Here is an 18117-nt window from a genome sequence, read left to right on the forward strand (position 1 = left end):
TTTTGTTTTAAATCAATAAATTAACTCTTAAATTTTTCTTGAGAATTATTATTGATTAAACAAATGAAGATCATTCAAAATTTACATAAAGAGACTTTTAATAGGTGATTTTGTGTACAAAATAGAATAAACATCCCACTTTACGATAATAAAATGCGGCCTTTGAAACCTCTTTCGATCATCTATAACGAAAAATCAGGATTTCATGCTTCAAAACATGAAGATGTTTATGAGCAATTGATGACTGTACTCACTGAACATGGTTTTGAGATACAAGTTTTTGAATTAAATGAAAATACATTGTTTGATGATCTGATGAATAAAGTGATTCATCGACATTCACAAAACGAAAATATAGGGGTAGTTGTTGCAGCAGGGGGAGATGGCACTTTAAATGCTGTTGCATCTAAACTTAGAAATACCTCTATTCCAATGGGAATTTTGCCTTTAGGTACTTTTAATTATGTGGCTAAAGTTTTAGATATTCCGCTAGATCTTTTGGACGCTGCCGAAGTTATTGCTACGGGTACACCTCGATCGGTTCATATAGCTGCCATCAATGATCATATTTATTTGAATAATGCCAGTTTAGGTTTATACCCACTCTTTATTAAAAAGCGCGAACTCTACAATAAATATTTAGGAAGACTTCCTTTACATGCTTATACCTCAGCTTTAGATGTTTTATTAAGAGAAAATAAGTCAATGAAGCTATCTATAACAGTAGATGGAAAAAAATATCCCGTTAAAGCACCTCTAATTTTCTTTGGAAATAACCAACTACAGTTGTGTGATATGAAACTCAGGATTGCAGAGTGTGCGGCGCAGGGAAGAGTGGCTGGAGTTGTAATTACAAAAAGTGATAAGCTGAGTTTGCTGCATATGCTTTGGCAATGGGTTCAAGGTAAAGTTGAAGATGCAGAAGACGTATATAGTTTTTGTGCAGATCATGTTGTGGTGGAATGTGCAAAGAAATCGAAACTCACAGTTGCTTTAGATGGTGAAATCATAGAGATGAAACCACCTCTAAATTTCACTGTACAAAAAAATGCTTTAAATATTATGGTGCCGAATGTTATTACATCTGTCTGATTTACACTTTGGGACAGAAAAAAAAGAGTGTTTAGAGGCAATAAGACATTTTTGTATTCAGCAAACGCCTGAAGTGATTGTCGTGAGTGGCGATGTTACTCAGCGTGCTAAATATGAACAATTTTTTAAATGTCGGCAGTTTTTAGATAGCCTCAATATTCCTTATCTTGTGGTGCCTGGAAATCATGATATTCCTTTGTATCATGTCTGGAACCGTTTTTTTTCTCCATTTACCCGATATCGATATTTCTTTGGTGAACTAGAGCCGACTTTAGAAACCGAACATTTCTATATTGTTGGGGTAAACAGCATACGTCGTCGTTATCACACACGTGGGCATATTTCGATTGAACAAATTCAAGATACTTATGAGCGTTTAGAAAAAGCCCCAAAAGATAAAATAAAGCTGGTGGTTTTTCATCAACCTTTTTATACACCACCCGATAATAAGCATGGCATAAAGGATTGTCCCGTTTTGGGAAAAATTGCTTTAGAAAAGTGGAGTACAACCGGATTATTTGGAATGCTGCATGGTCATCTTCATAAAACGGCTATATATGATTTAACTCAGATTTACCATCTGGAAATAGACCATCCTATATATGATATTCATGCGGGTACAGCAACTTCTACTCGTTTATATCATCACAATCCGAATAGCTTTAATACAGTTTCAAATACAGGAAAGATTCAGCATTACTGGTTCAATGAACAGTTGGCTGAATTCACTTCAGATTGATTTGGTTTAGATGAGATTAAATATTTGATTGTTTAAAAAATATTCAAAAAAGAAGAAAATTTTTCTTATTTCCCCTTGAAGCCATTTTTTTCATCCCCACAAAAGTGACATCTAAATATTTTGTTATTGCTCTGGATTAAGGCAATAACGATTAATCAAAAAGACTAAGTCTGATGGAGTTAATTATGAGCAACATTCGTCCATTACATGATCGCGTTGTGATTCGTCGTGTAGAAGAAGAAACCAAAACTGCTGGCGGTATTTTATTGCCAGGTTCTGCTGCTGAAAAACCATCTCAAGGTGAAGTAATTGCAGTAGGTAATGGTCAAATCACTGATAACGGCGTACGTGCTTTGGATGTTAAAGTTGGTGACAAGGTGTTATTTGGTACTTATGCAGGTACAACAGTTAAAGTAAACGGTGAAGAACTCTTAATCATGAAAGAGTCAGACATCTTAGCTGTATTAGAAGGCTAATCGATCCATAACTCAATTCATTATCAGATTCAGTATTTAAAAAGATTCGGAGTTTAATATGTCAGCTAAAGACGTAAAATTTGGTGATTCAGCTCGCTCAAAAATGATTGCAGGTGTAAACGTACTTGCAGATGCGGTTAAAGTGACTTTGGGTCCTAAAGGCCGTAACGTTGTGATCGACCGTTCTTTCGGTGCGCCGCACATCACTAAAGACGGTGTAACTGTTGCTAAAGAAATTTCATTAAAAGACAAGTTTGAAAACATGGGTGCTCAACTTGTTCGTGAAGTTTCAAGCAAAACTAACGACATCGCTGGTGACGGTACAACAACTGCGACTGTACTTGCTCAAGCAATTTTAAACGAAGGTATCAAATCAGTAACTGCTGGTATGAATCCAATGGATTTAAAACGCGGTATCGACATTGCAGTAAAAACTGTAGTTGAAAATATCCGTTCTATTGCTAAACCAGCTGATGACTTCAAAGCAATTGAACAAGTTGGTTCTATCTCTGCTAACTCTGATACTACTGTTGGTAAACTTATTGCTCAAGCAATGGAAAAAGTAGGTAAAGAAGGCGTAATCACTGTAGAAGAAGGTTCTGGCTTCGAAGACGCATTAGACGTTGTAGAAGGTATGCAGTTTGACCGTGGTTATATCTCTCCGTACTTTGCTAACAAGCAAGATACTTTGACTGCTGAACTTGAAAACCCATTCATCCTTCTTGTTGACAAAAAAATCAGCAACATTCGTGAATTGATTTCTGTTTTAGAAGCAGTTGCTAAAACTGGTAAACCACTTCTTATCATCGCTGAAGATGTTGAAGGTGAAGCGCTTGCAACTCTTGTTGTAAACAACATGCGCGGTATCATCAAAGTGTGTGCTGTTAAAGCTCCTGGTTTCGGTGACCGTCGTAAAGCTATGCTTCAAGACATCGCAATCTTGACTGGCGCAACTGTAATTTCTGAAGAAGTTGGTATGTCTTTAGAACAAGCGACTCTTCAAGATTTAGGTACAGCGCACAAAATCACTGTTTCTAAAGAAAACACAGTTATTGTTGACGGTGCTGGTGATGCTGCTGCTATCGCTGAGCGTGTTCAACAAATCCGTGCTCAAATCGAAGAATCTACTTCAGAATATGACCGTGAAAAATTACAAGAACGCGTTGCTAAATTGGCAGGCGGTGTTGCTGTAATTAAAATCGGTGCAGCAACTGAAGTTGAAATGAAAGAGAAGAAAGACCGCGTAGACGACGCTCTTCACGCAACTCGTGCAGCAGTTGAAGAAGGTGTTGTTGCAGGTGGTGGTGTTGCGCTTGTACGTGCTGTAAACGTTCTTGACGGCTTGAAAGGTGCTAACGAAGACCAAACTGCAGGTATCAACATTTTACGTCGTGCGATCGAAGCTCCACTTCGTCAAATCGTTGCGAATGCTGGTGATGAGCCATCTGTAGTAATCAATGCAGTTAAGAAAGGTGAAGGTAACTTCGGTTACAACGCTGCAACTGGTGAATATGGCGATATGTTAGAAATGGGTATTCTTGACCCAGCTAAAGTAACTCGTTCTGCACTTGAGCACGCTGCTTCTGTTGCTGGCTTAATGTTGACTACAGAATGTATGATTACTGACATTCCTGAAGACAAACCAGCTGCTCCAGACATGGGCGGTATGGGTGGAATGGGCGGCATGATGTAATAAACATCAACGTCTAAATAAAAAATCCCTGCATTTGCAGGGATTTTTTTTATTTCTTATATAAATTAAGAAAAAGTTAAGTTGATATTCTTAAACTTATAGTCAGGAACAGTAGCTGTAGTTCCTCTTTTTTGTTACACCATGCTTATCCTTTTATAAGCATGGTTTTTTTTAGCCTAATAAAATGATAAGCCATGTAACCGCAATAATAGACAGTGCAACAAACTGTGCAGCACTTCCCATATCTTTGGCATTTTTAGAGAGTTGATGTTTTTCAAGTGATACGCGGTCAACTACTGCTTCAATCGCAGAATTGAATAGTTCTACAATAATTGCAAATAAACATACAACGACCATAAGTGCATGTTCGCCACGAGTCACATCTAGGAAAAAGCTAGTAGGGATAAGCACAACATTAATTAAAACAATTTGTCGGAAAGCGGCTTCATTTTTATAAGCTGCCTTAAATCCTGAAATTGAATAACCTGTCGCATTCAAGATGCGTTTAAGTCCGCTTTTGCCTTTGTAGGGAGAATAACTATTCATTCACTTATATTTTTAACACTTTTCATGCATTATATATCGCGGCCCTCAAAAAAAATATTAAATCTTTTTTAAAGATTTTGACTTTATAACTTAATAGAGAAGAAGAGATGAAAAAACTATTTGTAGCATTAGGACTTGTCATGGGTGGCTTACATGTAAGCTATGCAGAACCTGCCTCAGCTCAGCAAGTACCGGGATATTATAAGCATCAATTTGGTAATTACCGCATCACCTCTTTACTTGACGGCACCATTTATTTAGACCCTAAGTTGTTCAAAAATTTGAATCAGGCTGAGAAGACTAAAATTTTAACCAAGTACGCTGCTGTTAATGAGAAGGGGATTCAAACTTCGGTAAATGCATTCTTAGTAGATAACGGCAAAAGTTTGACGCTTGTTGATAGCGGTGCCTCAAGCTGTTTTGGTCCACAACTTGGCTCAATCGCTAAAAATCTTGAACTGGCAGGCTATCAACTTGCGAATGTGAAAACGGTTTTGTTAACCCATCTACACCCAGACCATGTTTGTGGAATTGCTAAAGATGGAAAAGCAGTATTTCCTAATGCAACGATTTATGCGCATGAACGTGAAGCAGATTATTGGTTAAACCCAGCTTCTGAAAAAACAGTACCAGCAAATCAAAAAGAAAATTATTTAGGCACTGTTAAAAATGTAAAAGCTGCACTTGCGCCGTATGAAGCTAAAAAAGCATTTAAAACCTTTAAAGATGGCGATGTCATTCAAGGTTTTGAAGTGATCAATACACAAGGACATACACCGGGTCACCATAGTTTCCGCTTAAAGAGTAAAGGTCAACAAATTGTATTTGTAGGGGACATTGTCCACTCACATTCTTTACAGTTTGATGCTCCAAAAACTGGTGTAGATTTTGATGTAAATTCTGAGCAGGCAATTAACACTCGTTTGAAAATGTTTGCTGAAATTTCAAATAAACAGCAATGGGTAGCTGCTCCACATTTGCCATTCCCTGGAATTGGCCATGTGTATAAAGTGAATACAGAACAATATCAGTGGATTCCTTTATATTTTAATAACAGTCTTGAGAAGTAAAAAAATGGGGCATTCAATGCCCCATTTTTTATTAAGTATTTAATTATTTTGTTGTTTTCTCAAAATTAGTCACAGCTTGACGGCCAAGTGCAGGATCATCGGTAAAGACGCCATCTACACCTGCTTTGAAATATGCTTCAAACTCTTTTAGAGCACCTGTTGGACAACGTTCAGCAGGTTTATCGCTACATTTTAAAGGCTGTGGTAAAAAGTTATTTTCTGGGCGGAAAGTATAAGGATGTACTTTTAAGCCAGCGGCATGTGCATCTGTAATAAATGAAGTGGTTTGTACTGAACCATCATTATTGAAATTGAGAATATAGTTTTTGCTTGGACCTACGCCATTTGCATATTTAGCAACATCTTTTAAGCTTTGTGCTGTGGCTAAATCACCATATGTTTTAGACACACCAGATTCAACAAAGTCGGCTGGTCGAGATGTTTTTGCATCATATAACTGAATGATTTGTGCATGTTTAAGCGTCTTATGAAGATCAAGTTGATCTTTTAAATATTTTAAATTGCTGACTTCAAACGATTGTAAATAGATAGGCGCGATATCACGTGTATATTGATATTTGGCAAGAGTTTTAAGAAGTGTGTCTTCCATAGCCAAATTCTTATTTTTAAAATAAGTCGGATGCTTGGTTTCGATATATAAGCCAATAATCTTGCCAGTTTTTTTATAATTTGCTTCGGCAAGTTCAATGACTTGTTCAAGTGTCGGAATTGAATAGAGGTCATTGTAAGCTGTATTTGCTGGTCGAAACTCAGGAATACGCTCACGTGCTTTAACTTGTTGTAATTCATTTAGGGTGAGGTCTTCCGTAAACCAACCCGTTAAATTTACACCATCAATATTTTTGGTGGTTTTACGGTCCGCAAATTGGGCAAGGGTACTAATATTGGTGGTCCCGCCAATTTCGTTTTCATGACGCGTAACCAATACACCATCTTTTGTTGACACTAGATCTGGTTCAATAAAGTCAGCACCATCATCAATGGCTTTTTGATATGAAGCCAAAGTATGTTCAGGACGTAAAGCGCTTGCGCCACGGTGTCCAATCACTAAAATTTTAGGAAGTTGATACTCTGGTGTGGTCGGTGTTGTTTCAGTTTTATCATCGTCATTACAACCGACCAAGCTAATTAAACTTAAGCATAAAAGTGCTTTTCTAAACATAATTCTACTCATATTGTTTTAATTGAAACGACTCAAGTATTGGGATTTAGTTTGACGTGATGATGAAGAATTCATGAATTTTAAGTGACACTATTTAACTGGTTCTTTATTGCTTTGTTGGAAATAGTGAAACACGCTTTGTTTTTGTCTTAATTACATTTATTGTTTTAATTCCACTTGTCTTTTTTACACCGCTCGTTGATGATCACAAGGTCTCAAAGCGGCATTTTCTCCTGTTAATTAACGACACCATACCGAGCAGCCATGCTATCTAAATTTTTTATTCAGCGCCCCATTTTTGCCAATGTACTGGCGATCATTGTTATGGCTTTTGGTATTTTTTCGGTGATGCATTTGCCCGTAGAACGGTATCCCGATATTGCACCTCCAAAAATTACAGTATCGGCAAGTTATAGCGGGGCAGATGCACAAACGGTTGAGCAAAGTGTGACCCAAATTTTAGAACAACAAATACAAGGGATTGATCATTTACTCTATTTTAGCTCATCAAGTGATTCATCTGGGCGTAGCCGAATTACCATTAGTTTCGATAATGGAACCAACCCAGATACTGCTCAGGTACAAGTTCAAAATAGCATTAGTGGTGTCATACGCCGTTTACCCGATGAAGTTCAGCGCCAAGGTGTTACCGTTACCAAGTCTTTAGGCGATACTTTTATGGTGATTGGCTTATATGACTCAACTGGTAAAACCGGAAATATTGAGCTGTCAGACTATTTAACTACGCATGTCGTCGATAACTTAAACCGTATTGAAGGGGTGGGTGAAACAGATATATTTGGATCACAATATGCGATGCGTATTTGGTTAAATCCAGAGAAGTTAAAGCAATATAATTTAATGCCAAGTGATGTTGCGAGCGCAATCACTGCCCAAAACACCCAAGTTGCTGCAGGTGCGATTGGCGATTTACCAGTCATTGACGGTCAATATTTAAATACAAAAGTGACCGCAGGTTCTCGACTCAAAACAGTCGAGGACTTTAAAAATATTGTCGTAAAATCGAATAAATCGGCAGGTTATGTTTATTTAAAAGATATTGCTAGAGTAGAGCTAGGGGCAGAAAACTATCAATTTTTGAATACGATTAATGGTTATCCTGCGGCAGGGGTAAGTATTTCTTTATCTTCAGGTGCGAATGCGATTCAAACCTCTAAGCTCATTCATCAAACCTTAGATCAGCTTTCAACGAAACTACCAGCAGGCTATAAAATCGTTTATCCGCGAGATAATACGCCGTTTGTTCAAGAGTCAATTAAGGAAGTTGTAAAGACCCTTGTAGAAGCTATTATTTTAGTAATTTTGGTGATGTTCCTGTTTTTACAAAGCTGGCGCGCCACTCTTATTCCGAGTATTACCGTTCCAGTTGTTATTTTAGGAACTTTTGCTGTCTTATATGTGCTTGGGTTTAGTATTAACACATTAACGTTATTTGCACTGGTACTCGCCATTGGTTTATTAGTCGATGATGCAATTGTGGTGGTCGAAAACGTTGAGCGGCTCATGCATGAACAGCACTTAAGCCCTAAAGAAGCTGCAATTGAGTCAATGGGTGAAATTAGTGGTGCCTTAGTCGGCATTACATTGGTTTTAACTGCTGTTTTTATTCCAATGTCTTTTTTAGGTGGCTCAATTGGCGTGATTTACCGTCAGTTTTCCATTACTTTAGTTGCCGCTATGGCATTATCGCTTACGGTTGCACTTATTTTAACGCCTGCATTGTGTGCATTAATTTTAAAACCGAACCCTGAACCTATGCGTTGGGCAGTTTGGTTTAACCAAAAAATTGATCAACTTAAAAATAAATATATCAAGCTTGTTCAGACGAGTATTCACTACAGTAAATCGGTTATTGTAATTTTTGTGGCGCTGATTGCTATTTTTTCGCTGTTCTATAGTGGTTTGAAAAGCGGATTTATTCCTAAAGAAGACCAAGGCATTTTAAGTGTTCAAATTAAGCTAGTAGATAGCGCTCCAATGTCTGAGAGTAAAAAAATTGGTGAGCAAGTGCGCCAGTATTTTCTCAGTAAAGAAGATAAGAATGTTGATCTGGTTTTAATTCGTTATGGTCGAAATAATGCCGGTACAGGGCAAAACTTAGCGCAAGGCTTTATTGCTTTAAAACCTTGGGATGTACGTACGGCTAAAGAGGACTCGGCTGACGCTATACAAAAGCGCGCAATGAAATATTTCAGAAATTTTAGTAATGCTCAAATTAACGTGACCTTACCTCCTTCGGTAAATGGTTTGGGTCAGACCGATGGCTTAGATTTCTGGATTCAAGATTTAAATGGTCAAGGGCAAAACTTCTTAGATGGTATGTTCCGTCAGTTACAGGCTCAAAGTAAAAACTATTCAACTTTCGAAAACTTTGATAAGCAGTCTACCAATAGTAAAGCGAATCTGAATATCAAGATTGACCAGAAACAGGCTTTGGCAAATGGTTTGGAACTCTCGGCAATTAATAATACGTTGTCGAGCGCATGGGGCGGAACTTACGTAAATGACTTTATTGATCGGGGCCGTATTAAACGTGTCATGATTCAAGGTGATGCCGAGTTCAGATCTAAACCTGAAGATTTATATAATTGGTCTGTGCGTAATAGCCAAAATGAAATGGTACCTTTTAGCTCATTTGCTAACTTTAGCTGGGGCGGTGCTCCGGAAATTGTAAAACGCTATATGGGATATAGTGCTTTACAATTACAGGCAGATGTTGCGAGTAATAGCAGTTCTGGTCAGGCTATGAAAGATGTTGAGCAACTCGTAAACCAGCAAAAAGATATTGGTTTGGCTTGGACAGGCTTATCTTTTGAAGAACAGAAGTCGACAAATCAGGCGATATGGTTATATCTGATTTCGGCAGGTTTTATTTTCTTATGTTTAGCAGCGTTATATGAAAGCTTGAGCATACCTGCTGCTGTGATGACCTCTATTCCATTAGGTGTAGGAGGAAGTGTCATTTTCTCTTATATCTTTGGTTTGCCAAATGATGTGTATTTCCAAATTGCACTTCTAACCACGATTGGATTGTCATGTAAAAACGCAATTTTAATTGTTGAGTTTGCTGCATTAGCCCAAGAGAAAGGAAAGAATGCTATTCAGGCCGCTTTAGAAGGCGCGAGTTTACGTTTAAGACCGATTTTAATGACTTCTTTAGCCTTCGGCGCTGGTGTGATTCCACTTGTGTTTGCACAAGGCGCTGGTGCGGTGAGCCGTCAAGAAATTGGTATTAGTATTTTAGGTGGTGTGATGTTTGGTACTGTGCTGGTTTTATTCTTTATTCCAGTTATGTATGTGTTATTACGCTCACTGTTTAAATCGAAAGCTTCGAGTTAAAAGCAAACAATTTAAAAACAGGCATTAAATCAAGTATATTAAGTTTAACTTTTCTTCATATATTTGATTTAGATGCCTCAAGAAAAAAAACTAACACAGCAACAGGTCATCGCATTAGAACGAGACCTGGCTAAATTCGCAAACATGATGGATAGCGCCGTCCGTATCCCTTTTACAAAGCAGGGTATTGGTGCCGATGCGGCTCTAAGTACTATTCCTATTGCGGGTGATGTAGCAGGTTTTGTTCTAACTTGCTATGCCATATATAAAGCCAAGCAAATTGGTGTACCGCAGCATAAGCTCACTCCTGTCATAAAATTGGCTGTAGTCGATGCAGTGGTGGGCTGTGTGCCTGTTGCAGGGACTATTTTCGATATTTTTATACGCCCTAGTAGAAAAGCATTAGATGTGGTTCATACCCACATACGCGAAGAATATGCAATTCAAAGTGATATGCATGTTGTTCATCCGTATTTACACGAAAAGCTTGAAAAGAAGCAGCAACAGTCAGCTTTCTGGCGTAACCCAGTTGTGAGTTGGTTATGGCTACATATACCCGATTTATTAGGGGTATTTGTGCTTGTTCTGATTGGTTTCGCGATGTGGTGGGGAATCAGTTTTCTTTGGGGACTTGCTCATTCAGCCTAATAAAAAAGCCTCCAAAAGGAGGCTTTTTTATTTACTGTGTTATGGGCAATCTAACTGATGTAGAGCTGCTACACGCTGTTCGATAGATGGGTGAGTTTGGAACAAAGCAGCTAAACTAAAGCCTTGTTCTTTACCTTCCGCAATAGCGAACGCTTTCATTTCTTTTGGCATTTGGTCAGGTAACTCTGTTTCAGCCTGTAAACGTAATAAAGCAGAAATCATTGCTTGTTTACCAGCTAAACGTGCACCGGCTTCATCAGCACGGTATTCACGGTAACGAGAGAACCACATCACAATAGCGGAAGCAAGAATACCGAACACGATATCTAGAACCATCGTAATGAGGAAATAACCCATACCAGGGGCTTCGTTGTCTTGACGACCAAAAACATTACGGTCGATAAAGTCACCTACTACACGAGCAAAGAACATCACAAAGGCGTTTACTACACCTTGGATGAGTGCGAGTGTAACCATGTCACCATTTGCAACGTGGCCAATCTCGTGCGCAAGTACTGCACGTAACTCATCTTTGTTCATACGCTCAAGTAGACCGCTTGAAACGGCAACTAAGGCATCATTTTTATTCCAGCCTGTTGCGAAGGCATTAGACTGATATGAAGGGAAGATACCAACTTCTGGCATATTAATACCAGCACGTTGAGAAAGTTCAGCGACTGTTTGCAATAACCAGCTTTCAGCTTGGTTACGAGGAGCATTTGGGTCAATCAGTTCTGTACCAGTAGTTTTCTTAGCCATCCATTTGGACATAAATAGAGAGACTAAAGAGCCCACCATACCAAACACAAAACAGATGACTAAAAGGTTGCCTAGTTTTAAGCCACCCGCGCCATGGTAACTACCGACACCGAAGAGTGACAAAATAATGCCAGCTACAACCAGTACCGCGAGGTTGGTAAGCAAAAACAAACCAATCCGCATCATTGAGAAAATCCTCTTATAAATAAAATATTATCTGATTTATAAATTATAAATCACTCAGCTAATATGCGGCGCTTAGGGGAAAAATTCAAGGAAAAAATAAGGAATCGATACATTCTTTCCTGCGAAAGAATGTATTTAAATTAAAAAAGTTATTTATAAGGCCCGTCTAAACACTCGGGTAGGGGTAATAGATCATTACAATTTTTAGACAATGGGCCTCGTTAAAAGATTAACCGCAATACATGCGGTTTTAAACTTTACTCGATTCTAATATGCGCAATTGCTGTTGCGTTATTGGTGACATAAGTACCCGTCGGGGCATCTGTATAAGTGCCATCTGACAATGTTACGATTTGGCGCCCAGAAGAGTATTTAACAGGTTTAGCCGATACTTGTTGAGGTGTGGTGGCTTGTGGCGAAACAGGGGGATTTACTGCTTGAGCAGAAATATTTGAGTTACTAAACGATGAAAGGCTTACCCCAGAAGAATATAAGTTTTGATATCGACTAGTTACACGGCGAACATAATCTTGGGTTTCACGAAATGGAGGGATACCACCATACTTATCTACGTTGCCTTCACCAGCATTATAGGCAGCAAGCGCCATTTGTGTATTGCCATTAAAACGCTTGAGCAACCAACCTAGATATTTCGCACCAGCAAAGATATTTTGCTGAGGATCATAGGCGTTAGATACGTTAAAGCGACGGGCAGTAGCTGGCATCAGCTGCATTAGGCCTTGAGCACCGACAGGAGAGTGAGCATTCACATTAAAACCAGATTCGGTATGCATGACTGCCTTAATTAAACCTTCTGATACGCCGTGCTGTTGTGCGGCCTGTTTAATAATATGGTCAAACGCATTTTTATTTCTGCTATAACTCGGTAGAACAGAAGCTTCTGAAGCGCCCCAGTTGGTATAACTATGAATATTACTATCGGGATAGTAAGTCACTTTTACTTTCTTGAGTGAATTGTCATAGCTTTTACGGTTAGTCAGTAAAGTACTGCCATTTTTGTCTTGGTAAACGTACATCTGACCCGCAAAAGTCGGCATTATACCTACCGAAAAAGTGGTCATCCCCAGCAAACAAGAAAAAAGATATTGAACCGAATTTTTCATTTTATGTTATTCACAATTTTAAGGTATTCGAAACTTGTCAAAGAGTTTATCAAAAAATATTACAGAAAGAAGTTTTGTGTAATTTTTTTTATTTTGGCTGTTTTAAAAAATCAAGCTGTTTTGTTCGAATGATCATCAAAAAAAATTAAAAAAAAATTTTAAAATGATTCTATTGACTTGAATAACTATTTGAAAATTAAAGGTAAAAATCATTGGTTAAAAAATGATCAATTTAAATAAAACCCTTAACAGAAGGTGAAAACAGTTTGTCAAGCACGAAGAAATCCACAATTTTATCCACAGGTTTTGTGGAAAACTGTGGAAAAGTCCAAAAAGTAAGCATTTTGCGCAAAAAATGAACTCATTGGTCAAAATGGAGCACTGCTTTTGCATCATGCCTGAGCATTATGACGACTTCAAGAATTGAAACTATTCTTTTGATGCGATTCCCGTCCGAATCATATAAAATTGCGCGGTATTTTTATTTATGGGTATATCTCGTCTATGTACGCGCCAGTTGAGTCCAACGAAGGATTTAATTTTAAGCCTGAACTTCCAACAAGCTCGGTCTATTATCGTTTGCTTAAGAAGCTTCGCCGTCAAGTTGGACATGCCATTCGTGACTTCAATATGATTGAAGATGGTGACAAGGTCATGGTGTGTGTGTCTGGTGGTAAAGACAGTTATACCTTGCTCGACATTTTGTTGCAGTTCAAACGTATTGCACCGATCAACTTTGACATTGTTGCGGTTAACCTTGACCAAAAGCAGCCGGGCTTTCCTGAAGATGTCTTACCACGTTATATGGAAGAAAATAACATTCCATATTACATTTTGGAAAAAGACACTTACACCATTACCAAGCGTTTAACACCTGAAGGTAAAACATACTGTGCAGTGTGTTCACGTTTACGCCGTGGTTCGCTTTATGGCTTTGCTCAAGAAATTGGTGCCACTAAAGTTGCGTTAGGTCATCACCGTGATGACATCATTGCAACTTTCTTCTTGAACTTATTCCATGGCGGCAGCTTAAAGGCGATGCCACCTAAGCTTTTGTCGTCAGATAAGAAGAATATTTTGATTCGTCCTTTGGCTTATGTTGAAGAAAAAGACATTATCAAATATGCCGAATTACGTAAGTTCCCAATTATTCCGTGTAACCTTTGTGGTTCACAAGAGAACTTACAACGTGCCATGCTTAATGAAATGCTACGTGAGTGGGATAAACAATATCCGAAACGTTTACACAGCATTTTTGGTGCTTTACAAAACGTATCTCCGTCTCAGTTAGCGGACCGTGATTTGTTTGATTTTGAAGCGCTAGATTCTCAGCGCGAGATCGACTTTAAAGACCCTGAAGAACTTAAAAAACGTTTAGATGTAGTGAACTTAAGTTTTGCTGCTGAATAAAACGATTAAGTAAGTCAATTAAAGGCACTTTATAAACAAGTGCCTTTAATGTATCAAAATACTAAAAAATGAATGTTCCGTACAAAAAGTCATAGCCCAACCTTAAAATTACATGCTATAACAACGCACAAGCAGAAGTGCTTCATATGATGTTGTCTGGATAGGCAACTAACTAGAGAAATTGAACAAATAAATTTGAGGAAGAATCATGCCTGCATTTTTAACTGATGATTGGTTTGCGACTGTCGAAAAATTAACTGCTGAAGCAGGTGATCTTAATTTGCCACCAGCTCTTGCGAATTTGGCAATTAATTTAGTAGTTACAGATGCTTCTGGAAATACCGAATTAGCGTTAGATGGGGGTAAAATCCAAAAAGGTTTGTCTTCAAATGCCAAAACAACATTGAACATGGATGCTGAAACTTTACGTAAAGTATTCCTTGAGTTTGATATGGCAGCAGCTATGCAAGCATTCATGACTGGTAAAATTAAAGTTCAAGGCGACATGTCTCAGTTAATGGCTTTACAAACAGCTAAACCAAGCCAAGAACAAAAAGATTTGTTCAAGAAAGTATTAGAACAAACAGCTTAAGTCTAAAAGAATTCATATAAAAAGCTTACCCCAAGAGGTAAGCTTTTTATTGATACAAACAATGAATTTATCAACTTTTAAAAACAATAAAACTAGATATTGATTCGCGTTTGCGCCGTTTTAATATGCTCAAGATAAGCACGAATACGAGTCACGTACTGCACCGCTTGTTTGTATCGACCATTTCGCATTTGATTGCGCTGTAAATAGTCATAGAGATTCACCCACTGGTTTGGGTCTTTCCCTTGAGTTTGTAAGCGCTTCTGGATCTGGTTGACTGCACCAGGGCCCATATTGTAGGCCACTAGGGCATACCAGTTACGATCTGGGAAGGGAATATCACCATACTCACTTAGCATGAGATCATAATATTTCGCACCGCCCTGAATGCTTTGCGCTGGATCGCTACGGTTACTTACACCCATTGCCCGAGCTGTACTGTTGGTTAACATCATTAACCCGCGTACGCCTGTTGGTGAAACAGACTCTGGCTTGAGATACGATTCTTGATAGCTCATTGCTGCAAGCAAATGCCAATCTAAATCGTACTTCGCCGCGCTTTGTTTAAAGCTGGCTTTGTAAATGGGTAAACGTGTACTGATGTCACGTTGAATCGTAGACCAAGACTCGGGTTTTACAACGTTACGGTTGTAAAATGAAGCCAGTTGTTGAGTCAGACCATTTTGCTTGCTTTGACAAACAAAACCACTGGCAGTTTGTGTAAGAGGATCATCTGCTTGTTTAAACACCCAGCTTAAATCGGGATTTAATCCATTTTTTTGCAAATTTACGATGTCACCACAACTTGCAGAAAAAGACATTAAACCTTTGTTCTCGATTGAGCTTAAGCTCGCGGTCGTCATGGCAAGATTTGCTTTACCTTGCTGGACCCATTTGAGTGCAGTGGCGTTATCTGCCACAATTTTGAAGTCCAACTTTACATTTAAGCTTTGCGCATAGTTACGAGCCAGGTCATAACCGAAGCCATGTAAAAATTGATCTTCTTTAAAAACAGTAGTTGGGCTTTCTACAGCAACTACGGTTAATGTGTTTGTGTTAACTACAGTATTGTACTGTAGGGTTTTTCCTGCATTGATACTATGAAAGGGAAAAAACATAGTGCTGAGTGCAAGAACTTTCAATGGGAGAGAAGAAAATAAAGAGTTAAGGCTAAGCCTCGACCCAGAACTTGAATTACTGTGCATGTTGTCTCCGCTACAGATAATTTATGCCCTAGAAAGCCAGGCAAAAAGCTGCCATAACTTCTAAAAGTTGATAAATTCAATAAGGGGTGGGCAGTCATGACGTCATTCAAAATGACATGAAATGAAAAAAATAAACTGTGTAGAAAATCTACATAGTTGCTGGTTGGGTTAAAAAATACTCAACATTTAAGATGCGCGCATCATAATATTCAAAAAAAAGATTGTCAAATTTTGAACAATTAAATATTCGATATATCAACATAACAACATGAATTTATTAAGGAAGAAAATTTATACACTTCTGATATGGGTAAATAGGGTATAAAATGCTACATCTTGTAAGCAGTATGTTGTTCATCAGTGGTTTTTTATCATGAAATCTAACTTAATCACGCGGTCAGGACATGACAAATTAGTTGCTGAATTAAAACAACTTTGGCATGAAGAACGACCAGAAATCACCAAGAAAGTGAATTGGGCTGCAAGCCTCGGCGACCGCAGTGAAAATGCCGATTATCAGTACAATAAACAGCTACTGAGAAAAATTGATCGCAGAGTACGTTATTTAGGAAAACGTTTAGAAGAGTTAAAAATTGTTGATTATGCTCCGGAGCAAGAAGGCAAAGTTTATTTTGGAGCTTGGGTCGAAATTGAAAATGAAGAAGGGGAGCAAAAAACTTTACGAATTGTCGGGATTGACGAAATTTATGATCACCATCCTCAGCATATCTCGATTGAGTCACCAATGGCGCGTGCACTCTTGAGTAAAGAAGTCGATGATGAGGTCGAAGTGCATACTCCTTTAGGTAAAAAGCTTTGGTATATCAATGCAATTCGTTATGAAAAGCCTAAAAATGATGAAATTTAAATAGATTTGTTTTTATTTTGAGCGTTTGAATTAAAAATTAAATAAAAGATTTGCCAACTTGCATTTTTGTTTATATTATAGCGCTCGTTGGAAGCGTGGCAGAGCGGTTTAATGCACCGGTCTTGAAAACCGACGAGGGTGTGAGTCCTCCGTGAGTTCGAATCTCACCGCTTCCGCCAAAATTCTTAAAAAGCCCTTGTTAATGACAAGGGCTTTTTTTTATGCATATAAATTACTAAAAATAATCTTACTCTCTTTTATATATTTCTAAGTATGGTCTCTCCCGTTCGTGGGTTTGTTAAAGTCACATTTTCAAGCGCCTGAATGTACCAGAAATTATTCTTCTTGATGAGTACAGTAAGAATGAGAGTATCAATTTGATGGGGACCCTGTGGGTGAGCTACGCCCGCAGTTAGGCGACTCCAAAAGTGTGAAATACAGATATCATCACTCATCGGTGTAATATCGATGAGTTCATTCTCTAATGTTGAGTCGCTATAGATGGTGTCATGAATAGGCTGGTGTAGTGCAACAATTTCATCAACGCCTTTAACGTAATGGCCAAAACGATTAACGAAAGTCGCATCTTGATGAAAAAGAGCAGCAAAGGCTTTCATATCATGATTATTCCAAGCAATTTGAAATGCTAAAGGAATGTCTTCTGGGTTTATTATGTGTTGACTCATATCATCCCCACTATTTAAGTTTTAAGTCCATTTTGAATATATTATAAATGAATCGGCTTCGACATGCTTAAACGGAACAGCTAGTCACAGCTCAGCATGCAAGGACTTATTCCTATAAACACGCCATACTTTTAACGCAAAAAAGTTTAGGGGTGAGCAGTATTAAACAACTATAAGTTTGAGCTAATCGATGGATAAGTTTTTGGAAAAACACAGATAAAAATATAAGATAAATAGAAATGACTCATAATGACTTTAATATACTGTTAATAATCAAACATCCGTTAAAAATTTAAATAAAATCTTCGATTTTTTGAGGCTTTTTTAATGTTTAGAACGAATCAATTAAGTTTAAAATATGGAGAATTTGTATACCGGATAGCATTTATTAGTTTTATTAAAATTAGAGTTATATAAATTTTGTGAATTATAGGTTTTTACTTCGCTAGTTTTGTACGTTTTTCATCCTAATGGTGATGG

15 protein-coding genes, 1 tRNA gene and 1 pseudogene are annotated in these 18117 nt (G+C 38.0%); 11 read left to right on the forward strand and 6 right to left on the reverse strand.

The window, feature by feature from the left end:
* The first annotated feature begins 153 nt into the window (after positions 1–153).
* From ACH63V_RS10315 to groL, 4 genes are all read left to right on the forward strand, one after another.
* The gene (locus tag ACH63V_RS10315) at positions 154–1092 is read left to right on the forward strand and encodes a diacylglycerol/lipid kinase family protein (RefSeq protein WP_396463440.1); all 939 of its coding nucleotides are present in this window, start codon (positions 154–156) and stop codon (positions 1090–1092) included.
* Complete coding sequence (locus ACH63V_RS10320) at positions 1073–1831, forward strand: metallophosphoesterase family protein (protein WP_396463441.1); 759 nt, start codon at positions 1073–1075, stop codon at positions 1829–1831. The genes ACH63V_RS10315 and ACH63V_RS10320 overlap by 20 nt, the downstream gene beginning before the upstream one ends.
* Before the next feature lie 185 nt (positions 1832–2016).
* Positions 2017–2307: a co-chaperone GroES gene (groES, locus tag ACH63V_RS10325; RefSeq protein ID WP_000065579.1), complete on the forward strand. Its 291-nt coding sequence runs from the start codon at positions 2017–2019 to the stop codon at positions 2305–2307.
* A gap of 58 nt (positions 2308–2365) precedes the next feature.
* Positions 2366–4000, forward strand: a complete 1635-nt coding sequence (gene groL / locus ACH63V_RS10330) for a chaperonin GroEL (protein WP_134263511.1) — start codon at positions 2366–2368, stop codon at positions 3998–4000.
* A gap of 171 nt (positions 4001–4171) precedes the next feature.
* On the opposite strand, the gene ACH63V_RS10335 is transcribed toward groL, so the two are convergent.
* Complete coding sequence (locus tag ACH63V_RS10335; RefSeq protein ID WP_004699662.1) at positions 4172–4546, reverse strand: diacylglycerol kinase; 375 nt, start codon at positions 4544–4546, stop codon at positions 4172–4174.
* A 107-nt stretch (positions 4547–4653) separates the two neighbouring features.
* Between ACH63V_RS10335 and ACH63V_RS10340 the strand changes: the two genes are divergently transcribed.
* A complete protein-coding gene (locus tag ACH63V_RS10340) occupies positions 4654–5616 on the forward strand; it encodes an MBL fold metallo-hydrolase (protein WP_396463442.1) in 963 nt (320 codons plus the stop codon).
* A 43-nt stretch (positions 5617–5659) separates the two neighbouring features.
* Here ACH63V_RS10340 and ACH63V_RS10345 read toward each other — a convergent pair whose 3' ends face one another.
* Positions 5660–6799, reverse strand: coding sequence for a glycerophosphodiester phosphodiesterase (locus ACH63V_RS10345; RefSeq protein WP_396463443.1), 1140 nt, complete (start codon positions 6797–6799; stop codon positions 5660–5662).
* A 264-nt stretch (positions 6800–7063) separates the two neighbouring features.
* On the opposite strand from ACH63V_RS10345, the gene ACH63V_RS10350 reads away from it, so the two are divergent.
* Together ACH63V_RS10350 and ACH63V_RS10355 are read left to right on the forward strand one after the other, a co-directional pair.
* Positions 7064–10159, forward strand: coding sequence for a multidrug efflux RND transporter permease subunit (locus ACH63V_RS10350; protein ID WP_396463444.1), 3096 nt, complete (start codon positions 7064–7066; stop codon positions 10157–10159).
* A 72-nt stretch (positions 10160–10231) separates the two neighbouring features.
* A complete protein-coding gene (locus ACH63V_RS10355; RefSeq protein WP_396463445.1) occupies positions 10232–10807 on the forward strand; it encodes a DUF4112 domain-containing protein in 576 nt (191 codons plus the stop codon).
* 39 nt (positions 10808–10846) lie between these two features.
* Here ACH63V_RS10355 and htpX read toward each other — a convergent pair whose 3' ends face one another.
* Positions 10847–11752, reverse strand: coding sequence for a protease HtpX (htpX, locus tag ACH63V_RS10360; protein ID WP_191010352.1), 906 nt, complete (start codon positions 11750–11752; stop codon positions 10847–10849).
* Positions 11753–12009: 257 nt separating this feature from the next.
* Entirely contained in the window at positions 12010–12876 is an 867-nt protein-coding gene (locus ACH63V_RS10365) for a lytic transglycosylase domain-containing protein (protein WP_396463446.1), read from the reverse strand.
* Between the two features lie 504 nt (positions 12877–13380).
* Between ACH63V_RS10365 and ttcA the strand changes: the two genes are divergently transcribed.
* Both ttcA and ACH63V_RS10375 read left to right on the forward strand, forming a co-directional pair.
* On the forward strand, positions 13381–14286 hold the full coding sequence (gene ttcA / locus ACH63V_RS10370; protein WP_107972573.1) for a tRNA 2-thiocytidine(32) synthetase TtcA: 906 nt from the start codon (positions 13381–13383) through the stop codon (positions 14284–14286).
* A 208-nt stretch (positions 14287–14494) separates the two neighbouring features.
* Positions 14495–14878, forward strand: a complete 384-nt coding sequence (locus ACH63V_RS10375; RefSeq protein ID WP_001110719.1) for an SCP2 sterol-binding domain-containing protein — start codon at positions 14495–14497, stop codon at positions 14876–14878.
* 92 nt (positions 14879–14970) lie between these two features.
* On the opposite strand, the gene ACH63V_RS10380 is transcribed toward ACH63V_RS10375, so the two are convergent.
* Positions 14971–16083 (reverse strand): transglycosylase SLT domain-containing protein, encoded by a 1113-nt coding sequence (locus ACH63V_RS10380; RefSeq protein WP_107972574.1) that lies wholly within the window; start codon positions 16081–16083, stop codon positions 14971–14973.
* Between the two features lie 373 nt (positions 16084–16456).
* On the opposite strand from ACH63V_RS10380, the gene greB reads away from it, so the two are divergent.
* A complete protein-coding gene (greB, locus tag ACH63V_RS10385) occupies positions 16457–16951 on the forward strand; it encodes a transcription elongation factor GreB (RefSeq protein WP_396463447.1) in 495 nt (164 codons plus the stop codon).
* Between the two features lie 89 nt (positions 16952–17040).
* Positions 17041–17130, forward strand: a tRNA-Ser gene (locus tag ACH63V_RS10390).
* A 78-nt stretch (positions 17131–17208) separates the two neighbouring features.
* On the opposite strand, the pseudogene ACH63V_RS10395 reads toward ACH63V_RS10390, so the two are convergent.
* Positions 17209–17682, reverse strand: a pseudogene (locus ACH63V_RS10395) (SgcJ/EcaC family oxidoreductase).
* Positions 17683–18117: the final 435 nt, after the last annotated feature.

Source organism: Acinetobacter sp. ABJ-A23_2 (assembly GCF_044538765.1).
Taxonomy (GTDB): domain Bacteria; phylum Pseudomonadota; class Gammaproteobacteria; order Pseudomonadales; family Moraxellaceae; genus Acinetobacter; species Acinetobacter nosocomialis_A.